This window comes from Streptomyces sp. NPDC002926 (assembly GCF_053591755.1).
Genome location: NZ_JBSFUK010000002.1, coordinates 83,339 through 109,221, shown reverse-complemented (window position 1 = coordinate 109,221; position 25,883 = coordinate 83,339). Strand labels below are relative to the sequence as shown.

The window sequence follows — 25,883 nt, the reverse complement described above, 5'->3', positions numbered from 1 at the left end:
GTCGTTCCATGCGAACCGACACCCCAAGGGGGACTCTGCCGGCCCGGGAGCATCTGCTCGCCGCCGCGGCCGATCTGCCCGTACTCGATGTGGTGATACCGGTCTACAACGAGGAGGCCGACCTCGAGCGGTGCGTGCTGCGGCTGCACGACCACCTCGCGCGGACCTTCCCGTACGGCTTCCGCATCACCATCGCCGACAACGCGAGCACCGACCGCACGCCAGAGGTGGCGGCGTGGCTCGACTCCGCGATCGCCGAGGTGCGGTCGTACCGGCTGGAGGAGAAGGGGCGGGGCCGTGCGCTGCGCACCGTGTGGTCGCACTCCGACGCTCCCGTACTCGCCTATATGGATGTGGATCTGTCGACCGACCTCAACGCACTGCTGCCGCTGGTCGCGCCGCTGATCTCGGGGCACTCGGACCTGGCGATCGGATCGCGTCTCGCGCGGTCGTCGCGGGTGGTGCGCGGCCCGAAGCGGGAGTTCATCTCGCGCGCCTACAACCTGATCCTGAAGTCGTCCCTCGCGGCCCGGTTCTCCGACGCCCAGTGCGGATTCAAGGCGATACGGCGAGAGGTCGCCGAGCGTCTGCTGCCGATGGTCGAGGACACCGGATGGTTCTTCGACACGGAGCTGCTGGTGCTGGCGGAGCGCGCCGGGCTGCGTATTCATGAAGTGCCGGTGGACTGGGTCGACGACCCGGACTCCACGGTGCACATCGTCAGTACGGCGACGGAAGACCTCAGGGGCGTGTGGCGGGTGGGGCGGGCGCTCGCGGTCGGCGCGCTGCCGCTCGACCGGCTGGCGCGGCCCTTCGGCGACGACCCCCGGGACCGGCAACTCAGCGGAGTGCCGGGGGGTCTGGCCCGGCAGCTGGTCGGTTTCTGTGTGGTGGGCGCGCTCTCCACGCTCCTCTACCTGCTGCTGTATTCGCTCTTCCGGGCGGGCGTCGGGCCCCAAGTAGCCAATGCGGGCGCGCTGTTGGTCTCGGCCGTCGCGAACACGGCCGCGAACCGCCGGCTCACCTTCGGGGTACGCGGCCGGGACCGCGCCGTACGCCATCAGGCGCAGGGCCTGGTCGTGTTCGGCATCGGGCTCGCGCTGACCAGCGGCTCGCTGGCGGCCCTGGACGCGGCCGCCACAGGCACCTCCCACGGCACCGAACTCGCGGTTCTGATCGCAGCGAACCTGGCGGCGACGGTGCTGCGGTTCCTGCTCTTGAGGGCATGGGTCTTCCCGGACCGGCGCGACGCGGCCGCGGCGGGCGAATCCGCGACGGCCCGACCCGTGACCGACCGGTCCCCACATCCGTACCGGTCCCCACACGCCTATCCCTCGCAGCACGCATGCCCGTCGCAACACGCGTACGACACAGCCGACTTCCGTGCCGGTGAAGCCGCGGACCGCACTTCGGACGTGACGACGCAGTTGCGCGTCGTCCCGCAGGACAACGACCAGAGGAACGCACGATGACCACGTCGCACGACAGCCACGCGTACCCGCCACCGGGGAGCCCGCCGGGGCTCTTGCCGCAGGCGGCCGGGCTCGCGCCCGGCGCCGGCCGGCCCGCGTCCGACGCCGTCCAGGCCCCGCCCGGCGCCGGCCGGCAGGGGCTCGGCGGGCACCGGCGGGTGGGCGGGCGCGTGGCCCGGATCTGGCGGGGGCGGGCCGAGGACGCCCCATGGGTGCGCCCCGCCTTCCTCGCGATCCTCCTCGCCACCGCGCTGCTCTACCTCTACAACCTGAGCGCGTCCGGCTACGCCAACTCCTTCTACTCCGCGGCCGTGCAGGCCGGCAGCGAAAGCTGGAAGGCCTTCTTCTTCGGATCGTCCGACGCCGCGAACTCCATCACCGTCGACAAGCCTCCGGCGGCGCTGTGGCCGATGGCCCTGTCCGTACGGCTCTTCGGACTCGGCTCCTGGCAGATCCTGCTGCCCGAGGTGCTGATGGGCGTCGCGACGGTGGGCGTCGTGTACGGCGCCGTACGACGTCGTTTCACGCCGGCCGCCGGGCTGATCGCGGGCGCCGTGCTGGCGCTCACGCCCATCGCCGCGCTGATGTTCCGCTTCAACAACCCGGACGCTCTGCTCGCGCTGCTGATGACGGTGACCGTGTACTGCGTGCTGCGCGCGCTGGAGGACGCGCGGACGAAGTGGCTGGTCTGGGCGGGCGTCGCGGTCGGCTTCGCGTTCCTGACGAAGACGCTGCAGGCGTTCCTGATCCTGCCGCCGCTGGCGCTGGTGTACGTGGTGTGCGCGCCGACGACCGTACGGCGACGGCTGGGCCAACTCGCCCTGGCCGGGCTGGCGACGGTCGTCGCGGGCGGCTGGTGGGTGGCGATCGTCGAACTGTGGCCGGCGGCGTCGCGTCCGTACATCGGCGGCTCCCAGAACAACAGCTTCCTGGAACTGACATTCGGCTACAACGGCCTCGGCCGGATCAACGGCGACGAGACCGGCAGCGTCGGAGGCGGCGTCGGAGGCGGTGCCGGCCCTGGCGGCGGTGGCTGGGGCGAAACCGGGATCGACCGGATGTTCGGCTCCGGCATCGGCGGCCAGATCTCCTGGCTGCTGCCTGCGGCGCTGCTTCTGCTCGTCGCGGGGATCGTCGTCACCTGGCGGGCCGGGCGCACGGACACGGCGCGCGCGGCCTTCCTGGTCTGGGGCAGCTCGCTGCTGATGACCGCGGGCATCTTCAGCTTCATGGCCGGGATCTTCCACGAGTACTACACGGTGGCGCTGGCGCCGTACATCGCCGCGCTCGTCGGCATGGGCGCCACGGTGCTGTGGGAGGAGCGGACGAAACTGCTCGGCTCGGCGGCGCTGGGCGGCACGGTCGCGGTGACGGCGTACTGGTCGTACACACTGCTGGGGCGCAGCACGGACTATCTGCCGTGGCTGCGCTGGACGGTGCTGATCGGCGGTCTGGCGGCGGCCACGGGGCTGCTGCTCGCGGGCCGGACGGGGCGTCGGCCGGCGCTCGGTGCGGCCGGACTGGGGCTCGTTCTCTCGCTGGCGGGCCCGCTCGCGTACTCCCTCACCACGGTGAGCGAGGGCCACGCGGGCTCGATCGTGACGGCGGGGCCGGCGGTCGCGGGTGGCCGGGGTGGTCCCGGCGGCGGTGGCGGGCCTCGGGGCGGCGGTGACGGGGGCGGGCTCGGCGGCCGGATGCAGCCGCCGGGGCAGCAGGGGCAGACTCAGGGTGGGCCTCAGCAGGGTGGTCCGGGTGGCGGTATGGGGGCTCAGCCCCCGACCGGGGGTCAGCCGGGCCAAGGCCAGGGCCAGGGCCCAGCTCAGGGCCAGGGCCGGCTGCCCGGCGGCTTCCCCGGGCAGGGCGATCGCGGCGCCGGCGGCGGAGGCGGCGGGATGGGTGGCCTCCTCAATGGCGCGAACGTCGACGCGGCCGTCGAGGCCAAGCTGAAGCAGAACGCCGACGACTACACATGGACCGCCGCGGCCATCGGCTCGCAGAACGCCGCGAGCTACCAGCTCGCCACCGAGAAGCCGGTCATGGCGATCGGCGGCTTCAATGGAAGCGACCCCTCCCCGAGCCTCGCCCGGTTCAAGCAGTACGTGGCTGACGGGAAGATCCACTACTTCATCTCGAGCGGCAGCGGCAGCGGCGGCCGCATGGGCGGCGGCCCCGGCGGAAACTCCAGCTCCGGGATCACCTCCTGGATCGAGTCCACCTTCACCAAGGTCACCGTGGGCGGCACGACCCTCTACGACCTGACCGACAGGACGGCACAACCCGTCAGGACGGCATAACCGTCAGGACGACCTGCCGCACAGGAAACAGTCCTATACGACGTACAGGGATCCCTTGTACGGTGTACGAGAACTCAACTCGTACACCGTACAAGGAGCGTGTATGACGGCAACGACTGCCGAGATCAGACCGGCCCCCACGGGCCACCCGCAGCGCTGGCTCATCCTCGGCGTCATCTGCCTCGCCCAGCTCACCGTGCTGCTCGACAACACCGTCCTCAGCGTCGCGATCCCCTCTCTCACCCGGGAACTCGACGCCTCGACCGCCGACATCCAGTGGATGATCAACGCCTATTCGCTGGTCCAGTCCGGCCTGCTGCTCACCGCGGGCAATGCCGCCGACCGCTACGGCCGGAAGAGGATGCTGGTCACGGGCCTCGCGCTGTTCGGCCTCGGCTCGCTCGCGGCGGGGCTGGCCCAGTCCGCGACGCAGCTGATCGCCGCCCGCGCGGGCATGGGCGTCGGCGGTGCGCTGCTGATGACCACGACCCTTGCCGTCGTCGTCCGGATCTTCGACGACGCCGAGCGGGTCAGGGCCATCGGCCTCTGGTCCACCGTCAATTCCCTGGGCTTCGCGGCCGGTCCACTGATCGGCGGGGTCATGCTCGACCACTTCTGGTGGGGCGCGATCTTCCTGGTCAACATCCCGGTCGCGGCGATCGGACTGTTCGCGGTCGTCGCACTCGTACCGGAGTCCAAGAACCCGCACGGCGACCGCCCCGATCTGCTCGGCGCGCTGCTGTCCACGATCGGCATGACCGCGGTGGTGTACGCGATCATCTCCGGCCCCGGGCACGGCTGGACCTCCGCACCGGTCATGGGCTCGGCCGCGGTCGGCGTACTGGTCATCGGAGCCTTCGCGCTCTGGGAGCTCCGGATCCCGTATCCGATGCTGGACATGCACTTCTTCCGCAACCGGCGTTTCATCGGCGCGGTCGCCGGCGCGGTCCTCGTGGCCTTCGGCATGGGAGGTTCGCTCTTTCTGCTTACCCAGCATCTGCAGTTCGTCCTCGGGTACGGGCCGCTGGACGCAGGTCTGCGTACGGCTCCACTCGCGCTGACCGTCATCGCCCTCAATCTCACGGGCGTCGGGGCACGGCTGCTGCCGAAGGCCGGTACTCCGGGCACCATCGCCGCCGGGATGACCCTGGTGGCAGCCGGTCTCGCCACGATCGCGGTGCTCGGCGGCGACGGCTACGGCGGGATGCTGCTCGGGCTGATCGTGATGGGTGCGGGTGTCGCGCTCTCCATGCCGGCGATGGCAAACGCGATCATGAGCGCGATTCCGCCGGAGAAGGCGGGGGTGGGGGCGGGTGTGAACGGCACTCTCGCCGAGTTCGGCAACGGCCTCGGCGTCGCCGTCCTGGGCGCCGTACTGAATTCCCGCTTCACCGCTCTCGTGCCGACGGCAGTGGGCGCGGCATCGCTGCCCGCGGCACTCGCCGCGGCGGACAGTCCCGCGGAACGTGGTCGTATGTCCGACGCGTTCGCCTCCGGCCTGGAGACGAGCCAGCTGGTCGGCGCGGTGGCGGTGCTGGCCGGCGGTCTGCTGGCCGCGATGCTGCTGAGGCGGGCGGAGCGGGCAGACTCACCCAGGACGGCGGCATAGCATCGGGGCCGGGCGGACCGGCCCGTTCCGGCTCGTCCGCCCGGCTGGGAAGAACCGAGGAGGATGCGCGATGGTGAGTGCGGCCGACCGCGCGAAGGGTCCCGCGCGGACCAGTGTGTGGCTCGACGGCAAGGCGACCCCCAAACGGAGGACCGAGCAGCCCGCCGGCCTCGACCGCGACAAGATCACCGCGGCCACGGTCCGGCTCCTCGACTCGGAGGGCCTCGCGAAGTTCTCGATGCGGCGGCTGGCCGCGGAGCTGAACGTCACCGCGATGTCGGTCTACTGGTACGTGGACACCAAGGACGACCTTCTGGAGCTGGCGCTCGACCGGGTGATGGGAGAGCTCCCGCTTCCGCCGGCGGACGACCCGGACGCGGACTGGCGCGACCAGCTGCGCCGGCTTGCCCGCGGATACCGCTCACTGCTGGTCGCCCACCCCTGGGTGTCGCCGCTCATCGGGGAGTACCTCAACATCGGCCCGCGCTCGATGGCCTTCTCCAGGACGGTCCAGCGGGTGATGCGCAACACGGGCCTGCCGCTGCACGGCCAGACCGGTGCTCTCTCGGCGGTGTTCCAGTTCGTGTACGGCTTCGGCACGGTCGAGGGCCGCTTCGGGCAGCGCTGCGCGGCGGCGGGGATCAGCCAGGACGACTACTTCCACCAGGTCATGGGCGCGATCGGGCAGCAGCCGGATGTGCAGGAGGCGTTCGAGGAGTCGGCCGAACTGATGAAGGCGAGGGGCGGAGGCACGGTGGAGGAGATGAGGGAGCGGGACTTCGGGTTCGCGCTGGACCTGCTGGTCGCCGGCATCGAAGCGATGGTTGCCCGCGCGTAGGGGCACGGGCGGGGGATCTCGCTGCCCGGCGCCCGGGTGGCCCGGGCCCGGCGGGTCGTCCCGTCCTGTGCGGTGCGTGCGGCTCGGGCCCGGGGGCGTCACCCCTGCGGCGAGCGGCGGGGGTGACGCCCCACGCGGCGCAGGGGCGGGGGTCGTCACCCCATGGCGGAGGCCGGGGGCACCGCCCCCGTTCCTCGCCCCGGACTCAGTTCCCGCTGAGCCTCGCCGGGAAGCCGCCCTTCGCGATCGGCCCCCACCGCTCCGGCGTCACCCGGATGATCGACTTGCCCTGCTTCACCATCGCGGCCCGGTACTCGTCCCAGTCGGGGTGCTCGCCCGAGATGTTCCGGAAGTACTCCACCAGCGGCTCCACCGACTCCGGGGAGTCGATCACCTCCGCCGTGCCGTCGATCTGGACCCACGGCCCGTCCCAGTCGTCCGACAGGACGATCACGCTCACCCGCGGGTTCCGCTTCGCGTTCCGTGTCTTCGCGCGTTCCGGGTAGGTCGAGACCACGATCCGGCCCGAGTCGTCCACCCCGCAGGTCAGCGGGGATCCCTGTGGGGTGCCGTCCGAGGCGCGGCTGGTCAGCAGGATCGCCCGGTGCCTGGGGCGTACGAACTCCAGCAACTGGTCGAGCTCCACCTGGGTGTTGGTGGCGATGTTGGGTGCCATGCGCCGCAGCCTAAACCTCAGGTCGCCGGAAGCGACTCGCCCTGGACCACCTGGATCGCGAGTTCCACCTTCAGCGTGGTTCCGATCGCCGAGATGCCCGCCTGAACCACCTGGTTGTAGTTCATCGCGAAGTCCTCACGGTGCAGCTCCGTGGTCGCGCGGAATGCCGCCCGCACCCCGCCCCACGGGTCCGGTCCTGTGCCCAAGTACGTCAGGTCCAGATCGACTTCGCGTGCGACGCCGTGCAGCGAGAGTTCGCCGTGCACCGTCCAGCGGTCCGTCCCTGCCGGGGTCAGGCCGTGGCCGCGGTACGTGATCTCGGGGTACCGCTCGACGTCGAGGAAGTCCGCGGAGCACAGGTGCTTGTCGCGCAGGCCGTTGCCCGTGTCGATGGACGCCGCCCGGATGACCGCGTCCACGCGGGACCGCGACAGATCGGACCCGATGGTGACGCGGCCCCCGAAATCCAGGAAGCGGCCGTTCACGCTGGAGATCCCCAGATGCTGCGCCGCCGCGCCCACCGACGAGTGCGCCGGGTCCACCGACCACGCGCCCGGCGGCGGGAGTTCCACGCCGCCCTGGCGGGCCAGTACCACCGTGCCGACCTCGGCCCGGCCGCTCGCCGTCACCAGCGCGGTCGAGGCGGCCGGGGCATACCCGAGCGCCGTCACGATCACCGTGTACGGGCCCGGGGCCAGGGGATCCGCGGAGGTCACCGCACCGTCCCCGTCCGCTGTCGCCCGCAGTACCTGCGCGCCGGTCGTATCGGTCACGGTCACGACCGCGTGCTGGACCGCCCAGCCGTCCCGCGTCCTTACCTGTGCGCGAAGTCCCATGACGCCCATCCCGTTTTCTCTCCTTGCCGCGTTTGCGCCAAAAATGACCGGGCCCCGGGCGGGGGCGGCAGGCCGTCCCCTGCCCACCGTCCCCGCCTTCGGGGCCCGTTTCCACCGGCCGGCTGCTCTCCTCCGCTACAGAGCGAGCCCGCGGCCGGGGGCTCGGTTACTCGCCGGGGTGGGCGAGTTCGATGTCGTGGCCGTCGACCCCGCGACCGGCCACCGTCAGTGCGCCGGCCACCGGCGGGTACCCGGTCGCGATGACCGTGTACTCCCCCGCGTTCAGGTCGGCGAAGGCGTACGCCCCGTCGTCCCCGGTCGTGGCGGTGGCGACCACATTCCCCGCGGCGTCCAGCAGGGTCACCCGGGCGTCGGCCAGCGGCCGCCGGTCGTCTCCGCCGCGGACGGCGCCCTGGACCAGGGCGCCGGCCTGCAGGGGCGCCTCGATACGGGTCACGCCCTGGCCCCCGATCTCCACCGGCAGCGCCAGCGGCCGGTAGCCGGCGGCGTTCACCGCGACGGTCACCGGGCCGGGCACCAGCTCGCCGAAGGCGAACTCGCCCTGCTCGGCGCTCTTCCCGGTGGCCAGTACATCGCCACGCACATCGGTGACGATCACCATCGCGCCCTCGATCGGCGCACCGCTCTCGGCGGCCCGCACGGTCCCGGCCAGACCGCTCGTGCCGGAGAGGAGGATGTCGTAAGCCAGCGTCTCGACGCCGACGACCACCGTGGACGCCTGCGGCTGGAAGCCGTCGGCGGAGGCGATCAGTACGTACGAGCCGGCGCCGGGAGCATCCAGCGCATAGCTTCCGTCCGCCTGGGCGACCGCGCGGCCGAGCTGCCGTCCGGTCGGCGAGATCAGTGTGACCGCTGCCCGAGGCACCGGCGCGCCCTCGTTTCCGCGCACCACACCACGTACCGCCGTGCCGCCGGCCGCGGGGGCGGGAAGGGTCTCGACGGCGTCGACGGGAGCCGCCACAGCCTCGGAAGCCGCGACGGTCTCCGCCGTGTCCGCAGTGCCCGCGGTGACCACCGTGTCCGCCGTCTCGGGCGCCCCGTGGCTCTTCAGCGCGACCTCCTTGATGAACAGCGTCACCAGGAAGGCGAGCAGCGCGAACGGAGCCGAGTAGAGGAAGACATCGGCGACACCGTGCCCGTACGCGGTCTCCATCACCGTACGGATCGGGCCCGGCAGCTTGTCCAGGTCGGGGATGCCGCCGCCGCCCGTGCCGCCGTGGCCCAGCGCCGCGCCCTGCGGGCCGAGTTCGGTGAGCCCGTCCTTGACGTAGTGCGTGACCCGGTTGGCCATGACCGCGCCCAGCGCCGAGACGCCGACCGCACCGCCCAGGGACCGGAAGAAGGTGACGACCGAACTGGCCGAGCCGAGGTCCTCAGGGGCCACCTGGTTCTGCGTGCAGAGCACCAGGTTCTGCATCATCATGCCGAGGCCGAGACCCAGGACGGCCATGAAGATCGCGATGTGCCAGTACTCGGTGTCGTACCGCATGGTGCCGAGCAGTCCGAGGCCCGCCGTCACCAGCACACCACCGATGACCAGCCACGCCTTCCAGCGGCCCGTCTTGGTGATGACCTGGCCCGAGACGGTCGAGGAGATGAACAGGCCGCCGATCATCGGGATCGTCATGACGCCGGACATCGTCGGCGACTTGTCGCGCGCCAGCTGGAAGTACTGGCTGAAGAAGACGGTGCCCGCGAACATCGCGACACCGACGAAGAGCGAAGCCAGCGACGCCAGCGTGATGGTGCGGTTGCGGAACAGCCGCAGCGGGATGATCGGGTCGCTCGCCCTCGACTCCACCAGGAGGAAGAGCGCGCCGAGCGCGATCGAGCCGCCGACCATGGCGTACGTCTGCCAGGAGATCCAGTCGTACTTGTCGCCGGCGAAGGTGACCCAGACCAGCAGCAGCGAGACCGCCGCGCTGATGAAGAAGGCGCCCGACCAGTCGACCTTGACCTGGCGCTTCACGACCGGGAGCTTCAGGGTCTTCTGAAGGACGATCAGCGCGATGATCGCGAACGGCACGCCGACGTAGAAGCACCAGCGCCAGCCGAGCCACTCGGTGTCGGTGATGACGCCGCCGAGCAGCGGGCCGCCGACGGTGGCGACGGCGAAGGTCGCGCCGAGGTAGCCGCTGTAGCGGCCGCGCTCACGCGGGGAGATCATCGCGGCCATCACGATCTGCGCGAGGGCGGAGAGACCGCCGACGCCGATGCCCTGGACCACACGGCAGGCGATCAGCATGCCCGCGCTCTGCGAGAGTCCGGCGACCACCGACCCCAGGACGTAGATGAGGAGGGCTATCTGGACCAGCAGCTTCTTGGAGAAGAGGTCCGAGAGCTTGCCCCAGAGCGGCGTGGTCGCGGTCATCGCCAACAGCGAGGCCGTCACCACCCAGGTGTACGCGCTCTGGCCGCCGTCGAGGTCGGTGATGATCTCCGGCAGGGCGTTGGAGACGATCGTGGACGACAGGATGGCGACGAACATGCCGAGCAGCAGCCCGGACAACGCCTCCATGATCTGCCGGTGTGTCATCGGCGTGCCGCTGTCGGAGGCGTGGCCGCCTCCGTGCTTGGCGTGGCCGCCCCGCACACCGGTTGGTGTGGTCGTAGCCATCTTCATCCTTTTCTTGCGTCGTTACGTCGTGTCACGCGGGTGTACGGGTCGTCGTGCTGTGCTGTTGTTGTCGTTCGTCCGGATGGCGCACCCGACAGTCCCCGAAGGAGTCGCGCAGGCGGGCGAGCATCTCGATGAGCTGTCCGACGTCGTCGTCGGACCAGTCCTTGAGGTTGCGGGCGAACATGTCCGTGGTCCGTTCGGCGAGCTCGCCGAGCATGTCCAGGCCCGCGGGGGTGAGCCGCAGGATGCGGGAGCGCCTGTCGCCCGGGTCGGGGAGCCGTTCGATCCAGCCGCGCTCGGCGGTGTGGGCGACATGGCGGCTGGTCACGGACATGTCGACGGCGAGGAGCTCGGCGAGCCGGCTCATCCGCATCTCGCCATGCCGCTCGAGCAGGGTCAGGACGGCGGCGGAGCCGGACGGGCACTCAGCGGGCAGTATCCGCGTGAGACCGCGTTTCACGGCACCGATGGCGCTGAGCTGGCGGGCCAGTTCCGCGTACTGACTCTGTGCGGCCATGGCAGCCCGCCCCTCCCACATCTTGTTGCTTAGGGCAACCATAGAAGCTGTTGGTTGCTGCAGGCAAACGAAAAGAGGGGTCGAGGCGGTAAAGGAACCTCAAAGGCTTCGCATGGGTCCGGTCATGGCTCGACGGGGGAGGCAAGTGCTGCCCGCCCGGGGTTGGGCGCGGCAGGCGGGTTCGCTAGGGTCCTGCCCCATGGCACACAACCCCCACGCTCCCCAAGGTCAGGGCCCCGAGGGCAACTACGACCCCGCGGGCAGCACCCAGATGTTCCGCGCCTTCGTCGACGACGGCGCTCCGCAGGGCCGGCAGGCCGCGCCCGCCGCACAGTCCTCCTCGCGGGTCGGGCTGATCGTCGGCGTCATCGCGGCCGTCGTGATCCTCGGAGCGGTGGCCTGGCTCGCCCTGGGCTAGCCCGCCCTCGGCCGGCTCGCCTCGGGCCGGCTCACTTCCCTACGGCGGTGACGTCCTGGGTCTCGATATGCATGCCCAGCGGCACCCGCCAGGCGTCCACGCACACGGTGTACGCCTGCTTTCTCACCGCTCCCGCGGCGATCGGCGCGGGCAGCGGCTGAGCCGACTCGATGGTCGCCCAGTCGATCCCGAGCGCGCCGATGATGTGCGTCGCGAAGGTGACGGTGCCCGAGGTCACCGGTGAGCCGCCGGTGTTGCGGAACTCCACGGTCACTTTCTCGCACCAGCGCGCCTCCAGTGCCGCGCGGACCGGGGCGCCGAGGCTGAGCACGGCGGGTCGTGGGGGTGCGGGAGTCGGCTTCGGCCGGGTGGTGCCGGGCGTGGTCGGGGTGGCGGGTCCACCGCCACTCGTACCGCCGGAACTCGCCGGATCGCCGGTGCCGCTGCCGCCGGCATTGCCGCTCGTGCCGCCGTCCGGACCGCCGGTGCCGCCGCTCGTATTCCTCGCACCGCCGCTGTCCGGTACGTCGGGCAGCTCCTGCCCGCCCGGCGCCGTCCCGGATTCGCCCGGCTTCCCGGGCCTGCCCGGTGTTTCCATGTCACCCGACGGCGTGGCACCGTCCAGCGGCACCAGCACGACCTTGCCCTTCGGCGACACGGCGGCCGTGGGCGCCTCATCCGACCCGGAGCCCGCGGCGCCGACTGCCGCGTAGCCGGTGCCGCCGCCGCTCCCGCACGCGGTCAGCGCCCCACCGAGGCAGAGCGCGACCGCTGCGAGAGCTGCTCCATGACGTCGTCGCATCGCGTCAGTGTGTCTGACGCACCGTCAATAAGGAACCCCGCGGCTGAGCTTCGGCCCGGGATCAGTCGGCGATCAGGCCCTCCCGCAGCTGCGCGAGCGTACGGGTCAGCAGCCGCGAGACATGCATCTGCGAGATGCCGACCTCCTCGCCGATCTGCGACTGGGTCATATTGGCGAAGAACCGCAGCATGATGATCTGCCGTTCGCGGGGCGGGAGTTTGGCCAGCAGGGGCTTGAGCGACTCGCGGTACTCGACGCCCTCCAGCGCCGTGTCCTCGTACCCCAGCCGGTCGGCGAGGGAGCCCTCGCCGCCGTCGTCCTCGGGCGAGGGCGAATCCAGCGAAGAGGCGGTGTAGGCGTTGCCGACGGCGAGACCGTCGACCACGTCCTCCTCCGACACCCCGAGCACCGCGGCGAGTTCGGGAACGGTCGGGGAGCGGTCAAGCTTCTGGGCCAGCTCGTCGCTGGCCTTGGTGAGCGCGAGCCGCAGCTCCTGGAGCCGGCGCGGCACCCGCACCGACCACGAGGTGTCGCGGAAGAAGCGCTTGATCTCGCCGACGACCGTCGGCATCGCGAACGTCGGGAATTCCACGCCCCGTTCGCAGTCGAACCGGTCGATCGCCTTGATCAGGCCGATCGTGCCGACCTGGACGATGTCCTCCATCGGCTCGTTGCGGGACCGGAACCGGGCCGCGGCGTACCGCACGAGGGGCAGATTGAGCGCGATGAGAGTGTCGCGCACATAGGTGCGCTCCGGGGTGTCGCCCGTTCCCTCGGAGTCCAGCGCGCGCAGCCGCAGGAACAGGGAGCGGGACAGAGTGCGGGTGTCGATGGCTTCCGAGCTGTCAGGCACGGCGGGTGCGGGTGCGCTCTTTGTGAGCGTGAGCACCTTCGAGCTGCCCTGTTCTACGGACATGCCACCCCCTTGAGGTCGCGGACGGTCGCGGCGGCCACGACCATCGGAGGAACGCAGCCTCCACCTGAATACCGGAGGCGGGGCTGCGGCAAACGCGGTTCCCGCAGAATGTCACATGTCGGCAACACGCTGTAGTGACATGTCGACATGTATCGGGTGAATTTGCGCTGGAAGCAGGGGGTGTGCGGCATTTGGGCAGCTCGAAGCGGCCCCGAAACGGTCTACCCGTTTCAGCTATGCCTCGATCCTGTTTGCGGACCTGAGTCGGGCAAAGCTTCGGGCAAGCAGCCTTGACACATGCATCTGCGAAACGCCCAGTTCCTGACTGATCTGCGACTGCGTCAGATTGTTGTAGTAGCGGAGCATGAGGATCCGCTGTTCCCGCTCGGGCAGTTGTACGAGCAGATGGCGTACGAGGTCGCGGTGTTCGACTCCGGCCAGCGCCGGGTCCTCGTAACCGAGCCGGTCGAGCAGCCCCGGCAGCCCGTCGCCCTCCTGGGCCGCCTCCAGGGAGGTCGCGTGGTACGAGCGTCCGGCCTCGATGCAGGCCAGCACCTCGTCCTCGCCGATCTTCAGCCGCTCGGCGATCTCGGCCGTCGTCGGGGTGCGCCCATGAGCCGTCGTCAGATCCTCGGTGGCGCCGTTGACCTGCACCCACAGCTCATGGAGCCGCCGCGGCACATGGACGGTCCGTACGTTGTCGCGGAAGTACCGCTTGATCTCGCCGACCACGGTGGGCATGGCGAACGTCGGGAACTGCACGCCGCGGTCCGGGTCGAAGCGGTCGATCGCGTTGATGAGCCCGATGGTGCCGACCTGGACGACGTCCTCCATCGGCTCGTTGCGGGAGCGGAACCGGGCGGCGGCGTACCGCACAAGGGGCAGATTCGCCTCGATCAGCGCCCCACGCACCCGGGAGTGTTCCGATGTGCCCGGCTCCAGCCCTTTGAGCTGGCCGAAGAGCACCTGGGTCAGTGCCCGGGTGTCCGCACCCCGGCTCTGTGGTTTTCCGGGGGCCGGGGTGTCGTCGGGCCGCTCGTTCTGGGGCGGCACCTGAGGCGCAGTACTGGCCGGCACGGTCACGCCACCCCTTTGCGGTCAACTACGGTCAACTCATCCGTCAAAAGCGGTCATAGCATCACAAGACATGTCCACTGTGTGCAAGCACCTGATAACGCCGTGTTGAAGGCAAGTTGAGGGCTAAACCTCAAAAGGCCCCCCGCCACAGTGGCGAGGGGCTGGGAAAGCCGGGGGTTCAGAACTCGTAGTCGGCGATCACCCAGGTGGCGAACTCGCGCCACTGTCCGGCGGCTGCCTGATGGGCCGGATGCCCGATGTACCGCTCCAGCGCCTCACGGTCGGACACCGCGGAGTTGATGGCGAAGTCATAGGCGATCGGCCGGTCGGTGATGTTCCAGGCGCACTCCCAGAACTCCAGCTCGGGCACGACCCCGTCGAGTGCCTGGAAGGCCTTCACGCCGGCGGCCACGCGGGGCTCGTCGCGCTCGACCCCCTCATTGAGCTTGAAGAGGACCAGATGGCGGATCAAGGGGCACTCCTAATTGACGAGCTCGGTCATGAACCGGCCGACGCCCTGCGCGGCGCTCGATATGCCCTCGAACCCTATCTGGACCAGGTCGGCAGCCTTGTCCGGGGAGGTGATGATCGTGTACAGCACGAAGACAACGACGACGTAAAGAGCGATCTTCTTCGTTTGCACCATCAGCCCCTGCCTCCCCTGCGATGCCTGTGGTCCCTACAGCCTCTGCGGTCCCCGCTGTCCCCTGGTCGCGCAGTCGCGTGAGTCTAACCGAGCCCTTCAGGACCAAGGGCCCGGGTATCGAGGCCCCCTTGCCGGTCATCGTGACCTGGGACGGACCGTGGGCCGGACGGTGAGTCCGGCGTGGATCCGGCAGCAACCCGACGGGCCGGGCACGGCCCTCACCGCGGTCCCGCGCCGTACGCTTCCCCCGGCTGCGGCCGGGCTCGTACGCCGCCCTCCATGCCTCCGAGGAAAAGCGAAGGGGCCCGACGCAATGCGTCGGGCCCCTTCGACAAGAGCGGTAGCGGAGGGATTTGAACCCTCGGTGAGTTTCCCCACACTCGCTTTCGAGGCGAGCTCCTTCGGCCGCTCGGACACGCTACCGGGAGAGAGCTTAGCCCAAGGTGGGCCGTGCTCTGAAATCCGCCCGGCATCCCGTCGTTCAGCGGTCCCTGAAGAAGTCCGTCAGCTGTTTGGCGCACTCGGCCTCCAGGACGCCGAGGATGACTTCGGGCCGGTGGTTGAGCCTCCGGTCCCGTACGACGTCCCACAGCGAACCGGCCGCGCCCGCCTTCTCGTCCCGTGCGCCGTAAACCACCCGGTCCACCCGGGACTGCACGATCGCGCCCGCGCACATCGTGCACGGCTCCAGCGTGACGACGAGCGTGCAGCCGGTCAGCCGCCACTCGCCCGCCCGTCTCCCGCTACCGCCCTTGCCGGATGCGCCGGCGGCCGCCGAATCGCTCAACTGCGCGGCCGCACGGCGGATCGCCAGCACCTCGGCGTGCGCCGTCGGGTCGCCCGTCGCCTCACGCTCGTTGTGACCGGTGGAGAGGACCGTGCCGTCCGCGGCCAGCACGACAGCGCCGACCGGCACATCGCCGGACAGCGCCGCGCGTTCCGCCTCTTCCAGGGCAAGGCGCATCGGCGCCTCCCACGGATCGCGTACGGGATCGGGCGGTACGCGACCGGATGACGGTCCTGTCACTAGCGGACGGTCTCCAGTACCTCGGCGGCGCCCAGTGCGTCCGCGATCTCCAGCAGTGCGTCCGTGTCCAGCGCCAGCAGCTCCTTCTCCGGCAGTCCCAGGTCCATGAGGATGTCGCGGTCGCCGACCGGTCCCGCCGGCACAAACTCGCCGACCGGGCCGGACTCGACGTCCGCCTCGTCCTTGTCGTCCTCGTCCGGCTCTCCGTCTTCCGTGCCGTCGAGGTCCAGCGCGTCGAGGTCGTCGGCCGGGTCGTCATCGTCCCCGCCGAGCAGTTCCTTGGTCAGGATCTCCCCGTACGAGGAGCGTGCGGCCGCGGCCGCGTCCGAGACGTAGATACGAGGGTCTTCCTCGCCCTCGACGCGGACGAGACCGAACCAAGCGTCCTCCTGCTCGATGAAGACGAGCACCGTGTCCTCGTCCACCGAGGCATCACGGGCCAGGTCGGTCAGATCCGACAGGGTCTCCACATCGTCGAGCTCTGTGTCGCTCGCTAGCCACCCGTCTTGAGTGCGCGCGAGCAGTGCGGCGAAGTACACCGTGACTCTCCCACTGATCAGAGGTGTGACGACCGGCGGTGCTGGCTTTGAGCCCCGCCCACTCGGAATCGTGGCAGAAACGAGCCCGATGCGAGAGGTCTTCCGTCGTTGCGTCGGCCATCAGTTCTTACGAGGAGGGCTACCAGCGGAACGTCCGCATGCGCATTTGCTGGCGCATCCGGGCCGCTCGGGCCCGTCGGGGCTGGACTCGGTCGCGCAGTGCCTTGGCCTCGCCCAATTCGCGGAGGAACTGGGCGCGTCGCTGCCTGCGCTCCGCGTCGCTCTCGGGTCCGATGTCGTGCCGTTCCCGTTCAGGCTCCTGCATCGGCCACACCACCCCACGGTTGGTCCGTATTCCCCCTAGGCCCTGCGGCCTGGGAGGGACCTCTTCCACCTTCCCTCCGGACCGTGGCTTAAAGCGAGCGGGATACTGTTGTGCGCATGCGGATCCATGTCGTCGACCACCCGCTGGTGGCGCACAAACTCACCACGCTGCGCGACAAGCGCACCGACTCCCCGACCTTCCGGCGCCTCGCCGATGAGCTGGTCACCCTGCTCGCGTACGAGGCCACCAGGGACGTGCGCACCGAGCAGGTCGACATCGAGACCCCGGTGACCGGGACGACGGGCGTGAAGCTCTCGCACCCGCGCCCGCTGGTGGTGCCGATCCTGCGAGCCGGCCTGGGCATGCTCGAGGGCATGGTCCGGCTGCTGCCGACCGCCGAAGTGGGCTTCCTCGGGATGATCCGTAACGAGGAGACCCTGGAGGCGTCGACGTACGCGACGCGGATGCCCGAGGACCTTTCGGGCCGCCAGGTGTACGTGCTGGACCCGATGCTGGCCACCGGCGGCACGCTGGTCGCGGCGATCCGGGAGCTGATCAAGCGCGGCGCCGACGATGTGACCGCGGTCGTGCTGCTCGCGGCGCCGGAGGGCGTCGAGGTGATGGAGCGCGAGCTCGCGGGCACGCCGGTCACCGTGGTCACCGCCTCGGTCGACGAGCGGCTCAACGAACACGGCTACATCGTGCCGGGCCTGGGCGACGCGGGCGACCGCATGTACGGGACCGTGGACTAGGGATTCCTCAGCACTTCCTGGAGGGCGCCGGAGCGGGATTGGCCAGGGTGGCCAGAGCCGCGTCGGCGTCCTTCTTCGCATCCAGGGTCTTGAACGCCGTGCCGATGATCAGGTCGACATCCGCCGTCGCGCGGGTGTCGGTCTTCAGCAGGCTGCCCCGGAGCTGGGTGCCCAGCACGCGGAAGGCGCCCTCGTACGCGTTGGGAGCGCCCAGCAGTATGGCCGTGCCCGGGACCTTCTTGTCGTACGCCGCCGGGGCGTTGCCCACCTTGCCGATGGCGAAGCCGCGTCTTTTCAGCTCGTCGGCCGCCGCCTTGGCGAGGCCGCCGCGCGGGGTCGCGTTGTAGACGTTCACCGTGATCTGGCCCGGCTTGGGCGCCGGAGGCGCGGCCGACAGCCCCGGCGCGGGCTTGCAGTCCGCCTTGCGGCCGGCCGCGGATGTCTCGGAGTCGCCCGCGAAGACGTCGATGAGCTGCAGCGTTCCCCAGCCGGCCAGGCCGAGGGCGACTGCCCCGGCGATGACCGCGGTGATGATCCTGCGGCGGTTGCGAGGGCGACGCATACGCGGGTAGGTGTCGCCCGTGATGCGGTACTTTCCGCCCATGCCGGGGGGAGTGAGCATGCTCATGAGCGCAGCGTAATGCGGGCCGGTGCCAATGCCTACTAGATGATCAATCGATTGCGTCCGTAGGGTCCCGAAAGGGCCCGAAAGGCTCAGTCGGGCCGGCCGCCCGACCGGTCCCGGGCTCAGCCCAGTTCGAGAACGCGGGCGTGCAGTACCTGGCGCTGCTGCAGCGCCGCACGCACGGCGCGGTGCAGGCCGTCCTCCAGATAGAGGTCGCCCTGCCACTTCACGACATGGGCGAAGAGGTCGCCGTAAAACGTGGAGTCCTCGGCGAGCAGCGTTTCCAGGTCCAGCTGGCCCTTGGTGGTCACGAGCTGATCGAGGCGGACCGGGCGCGGCGCGACATCCGCCCACTGCCGGGTGCTTTCCCGGCCGTGGTCGGGATACGGCCGCCCGTTACCGATGCGCTTGAAGATCACACGGAAAGCCTACCGGGCAAGCGGCCGTCGGCGCAGCCACGCGACGCCAGTGCAATGCTGGGCAAAATAATGCATACCGGAAATTGGGGGCTGCCATGAGCGCCGGCGAACAGCGGCCGAAGGCGCCGGAAGCGGAAACGCCCGGCGGTATGTCCGGGACGGATGAGGCCGCGTCCGCCGCGGCGGACGCCGGGTCCGCGCTGCCGCAGCCCGCCCAGGAGATCGCCGCCGGATACGCCCTCACCCGGGCCGCACTGGACCTCGGAGCCCTGCTGTGGGACGGCCGGTGCCGACCCGAGGCCCAGATCCGTATCCCGCTGTCGATGCTCAACCGGCACGGTCTGGTCGCCGGCGCCACCGGCACCGGAAAGACCAAGACACTCCAGCTGATCGCCGAGCGGCTCTCCGCGAACGGCGTGCCCGTCTTCCTCGCCGACATCAAGGGTGATGTCTCCGGCATCTCGGCCCCGGGCGAGTCGGGCGCGACAGTCCAGGAGCGCGCCGGGCAGGTCGGGCAGGCGTGGGAGGCCAAGGGTTTCCCCTGCGAGTTCTACGGCCTCGGCGGCGTCGGCCCAGGTATTCCGCTGCGCGCGACGGTCACCAGCTTCGGCCCCGTACTGCTCTCCAAGGTGCTCCAGCTCAACCGGACGCAGGAGCAGTCGCTCGGGCTGATCTTCCACTACGCCGATTCCAAGGGCCTGGAGCTGGTGGATCTCAAGGATTTGCGGGCCGTGGTCGCCTTCCTCGTGTCGGACACCGGGAAGGCGGAGCTCAAGAACATCGGCGGACTCTCCACGGTCACCGCCGGGGTCATCCTGCGCGCGCTCACCGCCTTCGAGCAGCAGGGCGCGGGTGGCTTCTTCGGCGAGCCGGAGTTCGACACGAGTGAGCTGCTGCGTACGGCTGCGGACGGGCGCGGGCTCATGTCCGTCCTGGAGCTGGCCGCCGTGCAGGACAAGCCGCAGCTGTTCTCGACGTTTCTGATGTGGCTGCTCGCGGACCTCTTCCACGACCTTCCCGAGGTCGGTGATGTCGAGAAGCCGAAGCTGGTGTTCTTCTTCGACGAGGCGCATCTGCTCTTCAACGGGGCCTCGAAGGCGTTCCTCGAGTCGATCACGCAGACGGTGCGCCTGATTCGCTCGAAAGGGGTTGGCGTCTTCTTTGTCACGCAGACGCCGAAAGATGTTCCGGGGGATGTGCTGGCGCAGCTCGGCAGCCGGGTGCAGCACGCGGTGCGCGCCTTCACCCCGGACGACGCGAAGGCGCTGAAGGCGACGGTGAGGACCTTCCCGGACTCGCCGTACGACTTGGAGGAGGTGCTGACGGGGCTCGGCACGGGCGAGGCGGTGATCACCGTGCTCAGCGACAAGGGCGCTCCGACGCCGGTCGCGGCGACCCGTCTGCGCGCCCCGCAATCGCTGATGGGCCCGATCGACGCGGCGGCCCTGGACGAGGCGGTGAAGTCCTCGCCGCTGTACTCGCGCTATGCGGAGGCGGTCGACCGGGAGTCGGCGTACGAGAAGCTCACTGCCGAGCAGCAGGCGGCGGAAGCGGCGGCGGTGCGGGCGGCGGAGGAGGCGAAAGCGACCGAGGAGGCCAGGGCGCCCGGGGCCCCGCAGAAGCACGAGGAGTCGCTCGCCCAGCAGGTGATGGGCAGCGGGATCTTCCGGTCGCTGGCGCGATCGGTGGGGACACAGCTGGGACGCGAGATCTCACGGTCCCTGTTCGGCACGGCGCGCCGCAGGCGGTAGCCCTCGAGGGGCGCGCGGTGGCCGTAAGGGGCGGCCCCGTCTCCTCCGGTCCGGCAGCAGCTTCGTCGTCGGTCGCCGGACGGGCTTGATCCCAAGCCCGTCCGGCGACCGAGGACAGCGCGAACCTACTCGCTCACGTCGTGGTCGTGACCGTCGTGCAGTCCGCCGCCGCTGCCCGCTTCACCGCGCGTCGGGACCGTGACGACCGGCTTGCGCAGCGAGCTCAGGTCGTGCGCGTACGTGCCCACCGCGTTGGCGATGACGCCGATGTTGACGGCGAACGCCTTCATGTCGATGTTGCTGATGTTGTCGCACTTGGCGTGGTAGCAGGAGTCGTACGCCACCCCGGCCGTGCCGCCGAACTTCGTTGCCTGGGCCGCCGTCTTGATGCCCTCGGCGCCCGTGAAGGTACCTCCGGACGGGATGCCGACCTCGATGAACGGGCCGTAGTCCGAGCGGCCCGTGAAGTCCGTGCCCTCGTGCGGCTTGCCCCGCTTGTCGAGGAACTCGTTGATGTCACGCTCGAGTTGGGCCGAGCCGGCCGGGCCGGGGCCCGAGCCCACGCCGTCGGAGTCGTCGCCGTCGTAGACGAAGAGCCCGTAGTTCGGCGAGGCGATCATGTCGAAGTTCAGGTAGAGCCTGATCTCCTTCTTGCCCAGAGAGCTCAGCTGAGCGACGTACGCCTCCGAGCCGAGCAGGCCGTTCTCCTCCGCCGACCACCAGGCGAAGCGGACCTTGTTGGCCGGCTTCGCCTTGGACTTGGCCAGCTCCTGGGCGACTTCGAGGAGTCCGGCGGAGCCGGAGCCGTTGTCGTTGATGCCGGGGCCCGCGGTGACCGAGTCGAGGTGCGCGCCGAGCATCACGGTGTTGGCGGCGTTGCCGCCGCGGGTCTCCGCGATGACGTTGTTGGTGGAGCGCTTCTGCTGCAGCTGGCGGATCTCGAAGGAGATGTCCACCGGGCCCTTGGCGACGTCGGCGGCGAGCTGCTCGCCCTCGGCCCTGGTGATTCCGCCGGTCGGTATCCGGCCGGTGGCCGGGTCGCCGAGGGTGCCCGACAGCGCGCCGTCGGCGTTGTTGTAGATGACAGCGCCGACCGCGCCGGCACCGGCCGCGGCGGCCTGCTTCTCGCCGAAGGTGCAGCCGCCGCGCTTGATCAGCGCGATCTTTCCGGTGAAGGTCCCCGAGGCGTAGTCGGCCGGCTCGCAGCCGGTGGTGGCATCCACCGGCACGGCAGCCAGAGGGGCCTTGATGCCGCCCACCGGAGTGGACTTGGTGTACGTCATCGCCTTGATCTCGACGGCGCGCGGCGCGGGCGAGATCACGGAGAGCTTCTCGGCCTGCGTCTCGGTGTAGATGAAGTCGAACTGCTGGTACGAGACGTCGTAGCCGTACTTCTTCAGCTGCTGATAGACGTACGCAGCGGAGGCGTCGTGCCCGAGCGTCCCGGCGGCGCGGTTGCCGTCGGTGGTGTCGGCTATCTGCTGGAACTTCTTCAGGTGCTGGAACGCGTCCTTTGCGGACGACTTCTCGACCAGTTTCCTGGCGAGCTTCGCTGCGTCCTTGGCCGCCTGCTCGCCGGGGTTCTGGCGGGCTGCGGAGGGGGAGGCGGATGCCAGCAGGAGCGGGGTCGCGAGTGCGGCTGCGGCCAGAGTGGCCACGGCTCTGCGATGGGTTGCCTTCACAGAGGTCCTTCCCGTGTTTACGAGGGTTGAGGGGAAGTTAGCGATCTCTGCGAGTTCTGTGAACAGTTGTGCCCCAACTCACGGCGCATTTGTCTGCATTGACACCAGGAGGTGATCAATCCACTTCAACACGCCGTGTTTCAGGCCTTCTTCGCCGCCTTCGCGGCGCGTTTCATCTCCTGCTTGTGCTCGCGCACTTTGGCGAGTGACTCGGGACCGGTGATGTCGGCCGCCGAGCGGTAGCCCTTCTCGCCGTACGCTCCGGCCGCCTCGCGCCATCCCCTGGGCTGTACCCCGAACTGCTTGCCCAGCAGCGCCAGGAAGATCTTCGCCTTCTGCTCGCCGTAGCCGGGCAGCGCCTTCAGCCGCGCCAGAAGTTCCTCCCCGGTCTCCACATCACGCCAGATGGCGCTCGCGTCGCCGTCGTACTCGTCGACCAGGTACTGGCACAGCTGCTGCACCCGCTTGGCCATGCTTCCCGGATAGCGGTGGACGGCGGGCTTCTGTTTCAGCAGCTCGGCGAAGGCATCCGGGTCGTACGCGGCGATCTGGGCCGCGTCGAGATCGTCGGCGCCCATGCGCTGCGCGATGGTGTAAGGGCCGGAGAACGCCCACTCCATCGGGACCTGCTGGTCGAGCAGCATGCCGATCAGCGCGGCGAGCCGGCTGCGGCTGAGCAGTTCGTCGGCCTCGGGCTGCTGGGCGAGATGAATCGTGGGGCTCATGTCACGATGATCACCCGGTCGCTGACGTGCCGCCAGTCCCACGCGGGCGATCGGGTCGATCGGGCGGGCTGTCCTGCGGGCTCGGGTCACAGCTCCGGCTCCGGCCGGGCTGTGTGCCGGGGTCTCCCGGCTCGTCCCCCTTCGTCCATGGTCCGCGACGCGAGCTACGGAGGCAGCGTCGGGCAAGCCTGCCGAGAGCTGCCGGGACCAGTTGGATGAGGATGCTTTCCCTCGTTCCGCGGATGCTGGGACAGTGGATACATGCACTCAGCCGCAGCGCGGCAGTCTGCCGGCGAAGCACTGTCGCGGCACGCCTGGGGGGATGCGTACGCGGTCCTGTCGGCGGCCGACGGGCAGCATCCGCTCGATCCCGACGACCTCGAGCGGCTCGCGCTTGCCGCGCACATGACCGGCAAAGATACCGAGAGCGACGAGGTGTGGGCGAGGGCCCACCATGCCTGGCTGAGCCGCGGCGAGGTGCCACGGGCCGTCCGGTGCGTGTTCTGGCTGGGCATCGACCTGGTGCTGAGCGGTGAGTGGTCCCGCAGTACCGGCTGGATGGCAAGGGGACGGCGGCTGCTCGAGGCCGAGCGTCCCGGCTGTGTGGAGGAGGGATATCTGCTGGCCCTGGAAGGCCTGCAGAGCTACTTCTCCGGGGATACGGCCAACGCCAAGGCCGTATCCGAGCGGGCTCTGGCGTGTGCGACGCGGTTCGGGGACCGCGACCTGCTGACCTTCGCCATGGTCACCGTCGGCGAAAGCCTGATCCGGTTCGGTGAGGCGGGAGAAGGGGTCCGGCTCCTGGACGAGGCCATGGTCGCGGTGACGGCCGGCGAGGTGTCCCCGGTCGTCTCCGGACTCGCGTACTGCGCGGTGATCGCGGCCTGTCATGAGATCTTCGACCTGCGCCGGGCCCGCGAGTGGACGGCCGAGCTGTCCCGATGGTGCGCGCCGCAGCAGAGGGTGGTGCCGTACCGCGGTGTGTGCCTGGCGCACCGTATCGAGATCATGCGGTTGCACGGCGACTGGGCGGACGCTCTGGACGAGGCCGGTGACGCGTGCCGCTGGCTGCGCTCCATGCCGACCGCACGGTCCGCCGACGCCGCCTACTACCAGCTCGGGGAGCTCCACCGGCTGCTCGGCGAGCACGGGAAGGCCGACCAGGCCTACCGCGAGGCGAGCAGACTCGGACACACCGCGCAGCCGGGACTGGCGCTGGTGCTCCTTGCCGCGGGAGATGTACGAGCCGCCGGACACGCGATCCGTACGGCGCTCGACGGTGCCGGCGACCAGGCGTCGCGGTGCCGGATCCTGCCGGCCTACATCGAGATCATGCTGGCTGCGGGCAGGACTGAGGACGCACGGACCGCCGAAGAGGAACTGGCCGGTGTGGCCGAGACCCTGGACACTCCCCTGCTGAACGCGATCAGCGCGCAGGCGAAGGGGTCGGTGCTGCTGGCCGACGGTGAGGCGCGCGGTGCTCAGGCGGTGCTCGGCCGTGCCGTGGCGACCTTCCGTGAACTCGACGCGCCGTACGACGCCGCGCGGGCCCGGCTGCTGATCGGGCTGTCCTGCAGGGAGACGGGCGACGAGGTCACCGCCCGGCTGGAGATCGAGGCCGCCAAATCGGTATTCCGGGAGCTGGGCGCCGCTCCGGACCTGCTTCGTGCCGAGCAGCTGGCCCTCAGGGCGGAGACCGGAGCGGCGAGTCTGCTCACGGCGCGCGAGCGGGAAGTACTGCGTCATCTGGCGGTGGGGAAGTCGAACCGGGCCATCGCGGACGACCTGTTCCTGAGCGAGAAGACGGTCGCCCGTCACCTCAGCAACATCTTCGTCAAGCTCGGCGTCTCATCACGCTCGGCGGCCACGGCGTACGCCCATCAGCACGGTCTGGTCTGACGGCACGGTCCGGTCCGGTCGGAGGGCCCGGCCCGGTCCGGTCCGGCGCCTGCGAAGAAATACCCATGCCCGGGAGTGGACGTTCGCGGGAAGCACCGAACCCTGCCTGCCCGCTAGCGTTTTCGTCGGTGAATCCCTCCTCGCCGTGAGAGGTGACGTCATGTCCAAACACGTCTACGACGCCGTCGTCGTCGGGGCCCGCTGCGCCGGAGCACCCACAGCGATGCTCCTGGCCCGCCGGGGCTACCGGGTGCTCGTGGTCGACCGGGCGACGTTCCCGAGCGACACGGTCTCCACTCACCTCGTCCATCCGCCAGGACTCGCCGCCCTGGACAGCTGGGGACTTCTGCCCCAGGTGATCGCGAGCGGCTGCCCGGCGATCGACACCTACTCCTTCGACTTCGGGCACTTCACCATCGAGGGATCGCCGGCCGGCAATGGGTTCCGGGCCGCGTACGCACCGCGCCGTACGGTCCTGGACAAGATCCTTATCGATGCAGCGGCCGAGTCCGGCGCGGAGGTGCGCGAAGGCTTCACCGTCGAGAACCTCGTGATCGAGGGGGACACCGTCACGGGGATCAGGGGCCACAGCGCGGGCGGGAGGAGCGTCACGGAGTACGCCCGGGTCGTCGTCGGGGCCGACGGCATCAACTCGCTGGTCGCGAAGGCCGTCGGCGCCGTCCGGTACGCCGAGAAGCCGAAGCTCCAGTGCAGCTACTACTCCTACTGGACGGGCCTGCCGATGGAAGGGCGGTTCGAGACCTACGTACGGCCCGACCGGGCATTCGCCGCATGGCCCACCAACGACGACCGGACCGTCGTCATCTGCGGGCTGCCGATCCGCGACTTCGAGGCCAACCGTGCGGACATCGAGGCCGGTTACCTGGCCACCATGGCTCTGGTCCCGTCGTTCGCCGAACGGGCCGGCTCGGCCGCCCGTGTGGAACGACTTGTCGGAATGGCGGTGCCCAATTTCTTCCGGCAGCCGTACGGTCCCGGCTGGGCACTGGTCGGCGACGCCGGCTACCTCAAGGACTTCATCACCGCCCAGGGCATTCAGGACGCGTTCAGGGACGCGGAACTGTGTGCGCGGGCGCTCGACGAGACCTTCACCGGCAGCCGGACGTTCGACGCGGCCATGCGTGACTACCAGGAGAGCAGGGACACCCAGGTCATGCCGATGTACGAGTTCACCGCCCAGCTCGCCGCGCTGGACCCGCCACCGCCCGAGCTGGAGCAACTGCTCGGCGCGGTGTCGCAGAGCCGTCCGGCGATGGACGCCTTCGCCAGGGTGGCGGCCGGTGTCACGTCGCCGGCGGACTTCTTCTCGGACGGAAGCGTGGACCGGATCATGGGCGCGGCGATGTTGAGCGGGTGACCGCGGCCCAGTTCGAGGT

At 70.0% G+C, this 25,883-nt stretch carries 25 protein-coding genes and 1 tRNA gene; 9 read left to right on the top strand and 17 right to left on the bottom strand.

What is annotated here, in order from left to right:
• The first annotated feature begins 8 nt into the window (after positions 1-8).
• From ACWDZ6_RS03730 to ACWDZ6_RS03715, 4 genes are all read left to right on the top strand, one after another.
• A complete protein-coding gene (locus ACWDZ6_RS03730; protein WP_451501534.1) occupies positions 9-1,472 on the top strand; it encodes a glycosyltransferase in 1,464 nt (487 codons plus the stop codon).
• Complete coding sequence (locus ACWDZ6_RS03725) at positions 1,469-3,766, top strand: ArnT family glycosyltransferase (protein ID WP_451501533.1); 2,298 nt, start codon at positions 1,469-1,471, stop codon at positions 3,764-3,766. The genes ACWDZ6_RS03730 and ACWDZ6_RS03725 overlap by 4 nt, the downstream gene beginning before the upstream one ends.
• Positions 3,767-3,869: 103 nt before the next feature.
• Complete coding sequence (locus ACWDZ6_RS03720) at positions 3,870-5,375, top strand: MFS transporter (RefSeq protein ID WP_451501532.1); 1,506 nt, start codon at positions 3,870-3,872, stop codon at positions 5,373-5,375.
• Positions 5,376-5,445: 70 nt separating this feature from the next.
• A complete protein-coding gene (locus tag ACWDZ6_RS03715; protein WP_451501531.1) occupies positions 5,446-6,213 on the top strand; it encodes a TetR/AcrR family transcriptional regulator in 768 nt (255 codons plus the stop codon).
• Positions 6,214-6,418: 205 nt separating this feature from the next.
• Here the strand turns inward: ACWDZ6_RS03715 and ACWDZ6_RS03710 are convergent, their stop codons facing one another.
• The 4 genes from ACWDZ6_RS03710 to ACWDZ6_RS03695 all read right to left on the bottom strand — a co-directional run bounded on the left by ACWDZ6_RS03710 (position 6,419) and on the right by ACWDZ6_RS03695 (position 10,883).
• Positions 6,419-6,889, bottom strand: coding sequence for a PPOX class F420-dependent oxidoreductase (locus ACWDZ6_RS03710; protein WP_389179774.1), 471 nt, complete (start codon positions 6,887-6,889; stop codon positions 6,419-6,421).
• A gap of 17 nt (positions 6,890-6,906) precedes the next feature.
• Entirely contained in the window at positions 6,907-7,725 is an 819-nt protein-coding gene (locus tag ACWDZ6_RS03705; RefSeq protein WP_451501530.1) for a YceI family protein, read from the bottom strand.
• Between the two features lie 166 nt (positions 7,726-7,891).
• On the bottom strand, positions 7,892-10,363 hold the full coding sequence (locus tag ACWDZ6_RS03700) for an MFS transporter (protein WP_451501529.1): 2,472 nt from the start codon (positions 10,361-10,363) through the stop codon (positions 7,892-7,894).
• Positions 10,364-10,394: 31 nt separating this feature from the next.
• Complete coding sequence (locus ACWDZ6_RS03695) at positions 10,395-10,883, bottom strand: MarR family winged helix-turn-helix transcriptional regulator (protein WP_451501528.1); 489 nt, start codon at positions 10,881-10,883, stop codon at positions 10,395-10,397.
• Positions 10,884-11,082: 199 nt separating this feature from the next.
• Between ACWDZ6_RS03695 and ACWDZ6_RS03690 the strand changes: the two genes are divergently transcribed.
• Entirely contained in the window at positions 11,083-11,301 is a 219-nt protein-coding gene (locus ACWDZ6_RS03690) for a hypothetical protein (protein ID WP_326651005.1), read from the top strand.
• Positions 11,302-11,332: 31 nt separating this feature from the next.
• Here the strand turns inward: ACWDZ6_RS03690 and ACWDZ6_RS03685 are convergent, their stop codons facing one another.
• From ACWDZ6_RS03685 to ACWDZ6_RS03645, 9 genes are all read right to left on the bottom strand, one after another.
• Positions 11,333-12,103: a hypothetical protein gene (locus tag ACWDZ6_RS03685; RefSeq protein ID WP_451501527.1), complete on the bottom strand. Its 771-nt coding sequence runs from the start codon at positions 12,101-12,103 to the stop codon at positions 11,333-11,335.
• A 61-nt stretch (positions 12,104-12,164) separates the two neighbouring features.
• On the bottom strand, positions 12,165-13,019 hold the full coding sequence (locus ACWDZ6_RS03680) for an RNA polymerase sigma factor SigF (protein WP_366736277.1): 855 nt from the start codon (positions 13,017-13,019) through the stop codon (positions 12,165-12,167).
• A gap of 234 nt (positions 13,020-13,253) precedes the next feature.
• A complete protein-coding gene (locus ACWDZ6_RS03675) occupies positions 13,254-14,096 on the bottom strand; it encodes an RNA polymerase sigma factor SigF (RefSeq protein WP_326651002.1) in 843 nt (280 codons plus the stop codon).
• A gap of 178 nt (positions 14,097-14,274) precedes the next feature.
• On the bottom strand, positions 14,275-14,568 hold the full coding sequence (locus ACWDZ6_RS03670; protein WP_326651001.1) for a Dabb family protein: 294 nt from the start codon (positions 14,566-14,568) through the stop codon (positions 14,275-14,277).
• A 9-nt stretch (positions 14,569-14,577) separates the two neighbouring features.
• Entirely contained in the window at positions 14,578-14,742 is a 165-nt protein-coding gene (locus ACWDZ6_RS03665; protein WP_326651000.1) for a hypothetical protein, read from the bottom strand.
• A gap of 338 nt (positions 14,743-15,080) precedes the next feature.
• Positions 15,081-15,165, bottom strand: a tRNA-Ser gene (locus ACWDZ6_RS03660).
• 58 nt (positions 15,166-15,223) lie between these two features.
• Positions 15,224-15,706, bottom strand: a complete 483-nt coding sequence (locus ACWDZ6_RS03655) for a nucleoside deaminase (RefSeq protein ID WP_366736279.1) — start codon at positions 15,704-15,706, stop codon at positions 15,224-15,226.
• Positions 15,707-15,768: 62 nt separating this feature from the next.
• Positions 15,769-16,308, bottom strand: coding sequence for a tRNA adenosine deaminase-associated protein (locus ACWDZ6_RS03650; protein WP_451501526.1), 540 nt, complete (start codon positions 16,306-16,308; stop codon positions 15,769-15,771).
• 139 nt (positions 16,309-16,447) lie between these two features.
• Positions 16,448-16,633: a hypothetical protein gene (locus tag ACWDZ6_RS03645; RefSeq protein WP_451501525.1), complete on the bottom strand. Its 186-nt coding sequence runs from the start codon at positions 16,631-16,633 to the stop codon at positions 16,448-16,450.
• Between the two features lie 116 nt (positions 16,634-16,749).
• On the opposite strand from ACWDZ6_RS03645, the gene upp reads away from it, so the two are divergent.
• The gene (gene upp / locus ACWDZ6_RS03640; RefSeq protein WP_326650997.1) at positions 16,750-17,385 is read left to right on the top strand and encodes a uracil phosphoribosyltransferase; all 636 of its coding nucleotides are present in this window, start codon (positions 16,750-16,752) and stop codon (positions 17,383-17,385) included.
• Positions 17,386-17,392: 7 nt separating this feature from the next.
• Here the strand turns inward: upp and ACWDZ6_RS03635 are convergent, their stop codons facing one another.
• Both ACWDZ6_RS03635 and ACWDZ6_RS03630 read right to left on the bottom strand, forming a co-directional pair.
• Positions 17,393-18,013, bottom strand: coding sequence for a LytR C-terminal domain-containing protein (locus tag ACWDZ6_RS03635; RefSeq protein WP_389179751.1), 621 nt, complete (start codon positions 18,011-18,013; stop codon positions 17,393-17,395).
• Between the two features lie 119 nt (positions 18,014-18,132).
• Positions 18,133-18,429: a type II toxin-antitoxin system VapB family antitoxin gene (locus tag ACWDZ6_RS03630; RefSeq protein WP_003955420.1), complete on the bottom strand. Its 297-nt coding sequence runs from the start codon at positions 18,427-18,429 to the stop codon at positions 18,133-18,135.
• Between the two features lie 149 nt (positions 18,430-18,578).
• On the opposite strand from ACWDZ6_RS03630, the gene ACWDZ6_RS03625 reads away from it, so the two are divergent.
• Complete coding sequence (locus ACWDZ6_RS03625) at positions 18,579-20,180, top strand: helicase HerA-like domain-containing protein (protein ID WP_451501903.1); 1,602 nt, start codon at positions 18,579-18,581, stop codon at positions 20,178-20,180.
• A gap of 125 nt (positions 20,181-20,305) precedes the next feature.
• On the opposite strand, the gene ACWDZ6_RS03620 is transcribed toward ACWDZ6_RS03625, so the two are convergent.
• Both ACWDZ6_RS03620 and ACWDZ6_RS03615 read right to left on the bottom strand, forming a co-directional pair.
• Complete coding sequence (locus ACWDZ6_RS03620; RefSeq protein ID WP_451501902.1) at positions 20,306-21,838, bottom strand: M28 family metallopeptidase; 1,533 nt, start codon at positions 21,836-21,838, stop codon at positions 20,306-20,308.
• 164 nt (positions 21,839-22,002) lie between these two features.
• Positions 22,003-22,587, bottom strand: a complete 585-nt coding sequence (locus ACWDZ6_RS03615; RefSeq protein ID WP_366736187.1) for an HhH-GPD-type base excision DNA repair protein — start codon at positions 22,585-22,587, stop codon at positions 22,003-22,005.
• A 261-nt stretch (positions 22,588-22,848) separates the two neighbouring features.
• On the opposite strand from ACWDZ6_RS03615, the gene ACWDZ6_RS03610 reads away from it, so the two are divergent.
• Together ACWDZ6_RS03610 and ACWDZ6_RS03605 are read left to right on the top strand one after the other, a co-directional pair.
• Positions 22,849-24,486: a LuxR C-terminal-related transcriptional regulator gene (locus ACWDZ6_RS03610; RefSeq protein ID WP_451501524.1), complete on the top strand. Its 1,638-nt coding sequence runs from the start codon at positions 22,849-22,851 to the stop codon at positions 24,484-24,486.
• A gap of 160 nt (positions 24,487-24,646) precedes the next feature.
• Positions 24,647-25,864: an NAD(P)/FAD-dependent oxidoreductase gene (locus tag ACWDZ6_RS03605; RefSeq protein WP_451501523.1), complete on the top strand. Its 1,218-nt coding sequence runs from the start codon at positions 24,647-24,649 to the stop codon at positions 25,862-25,864.
• Positions 25,865-25,883: the final 19 nt, after the last annotated feature.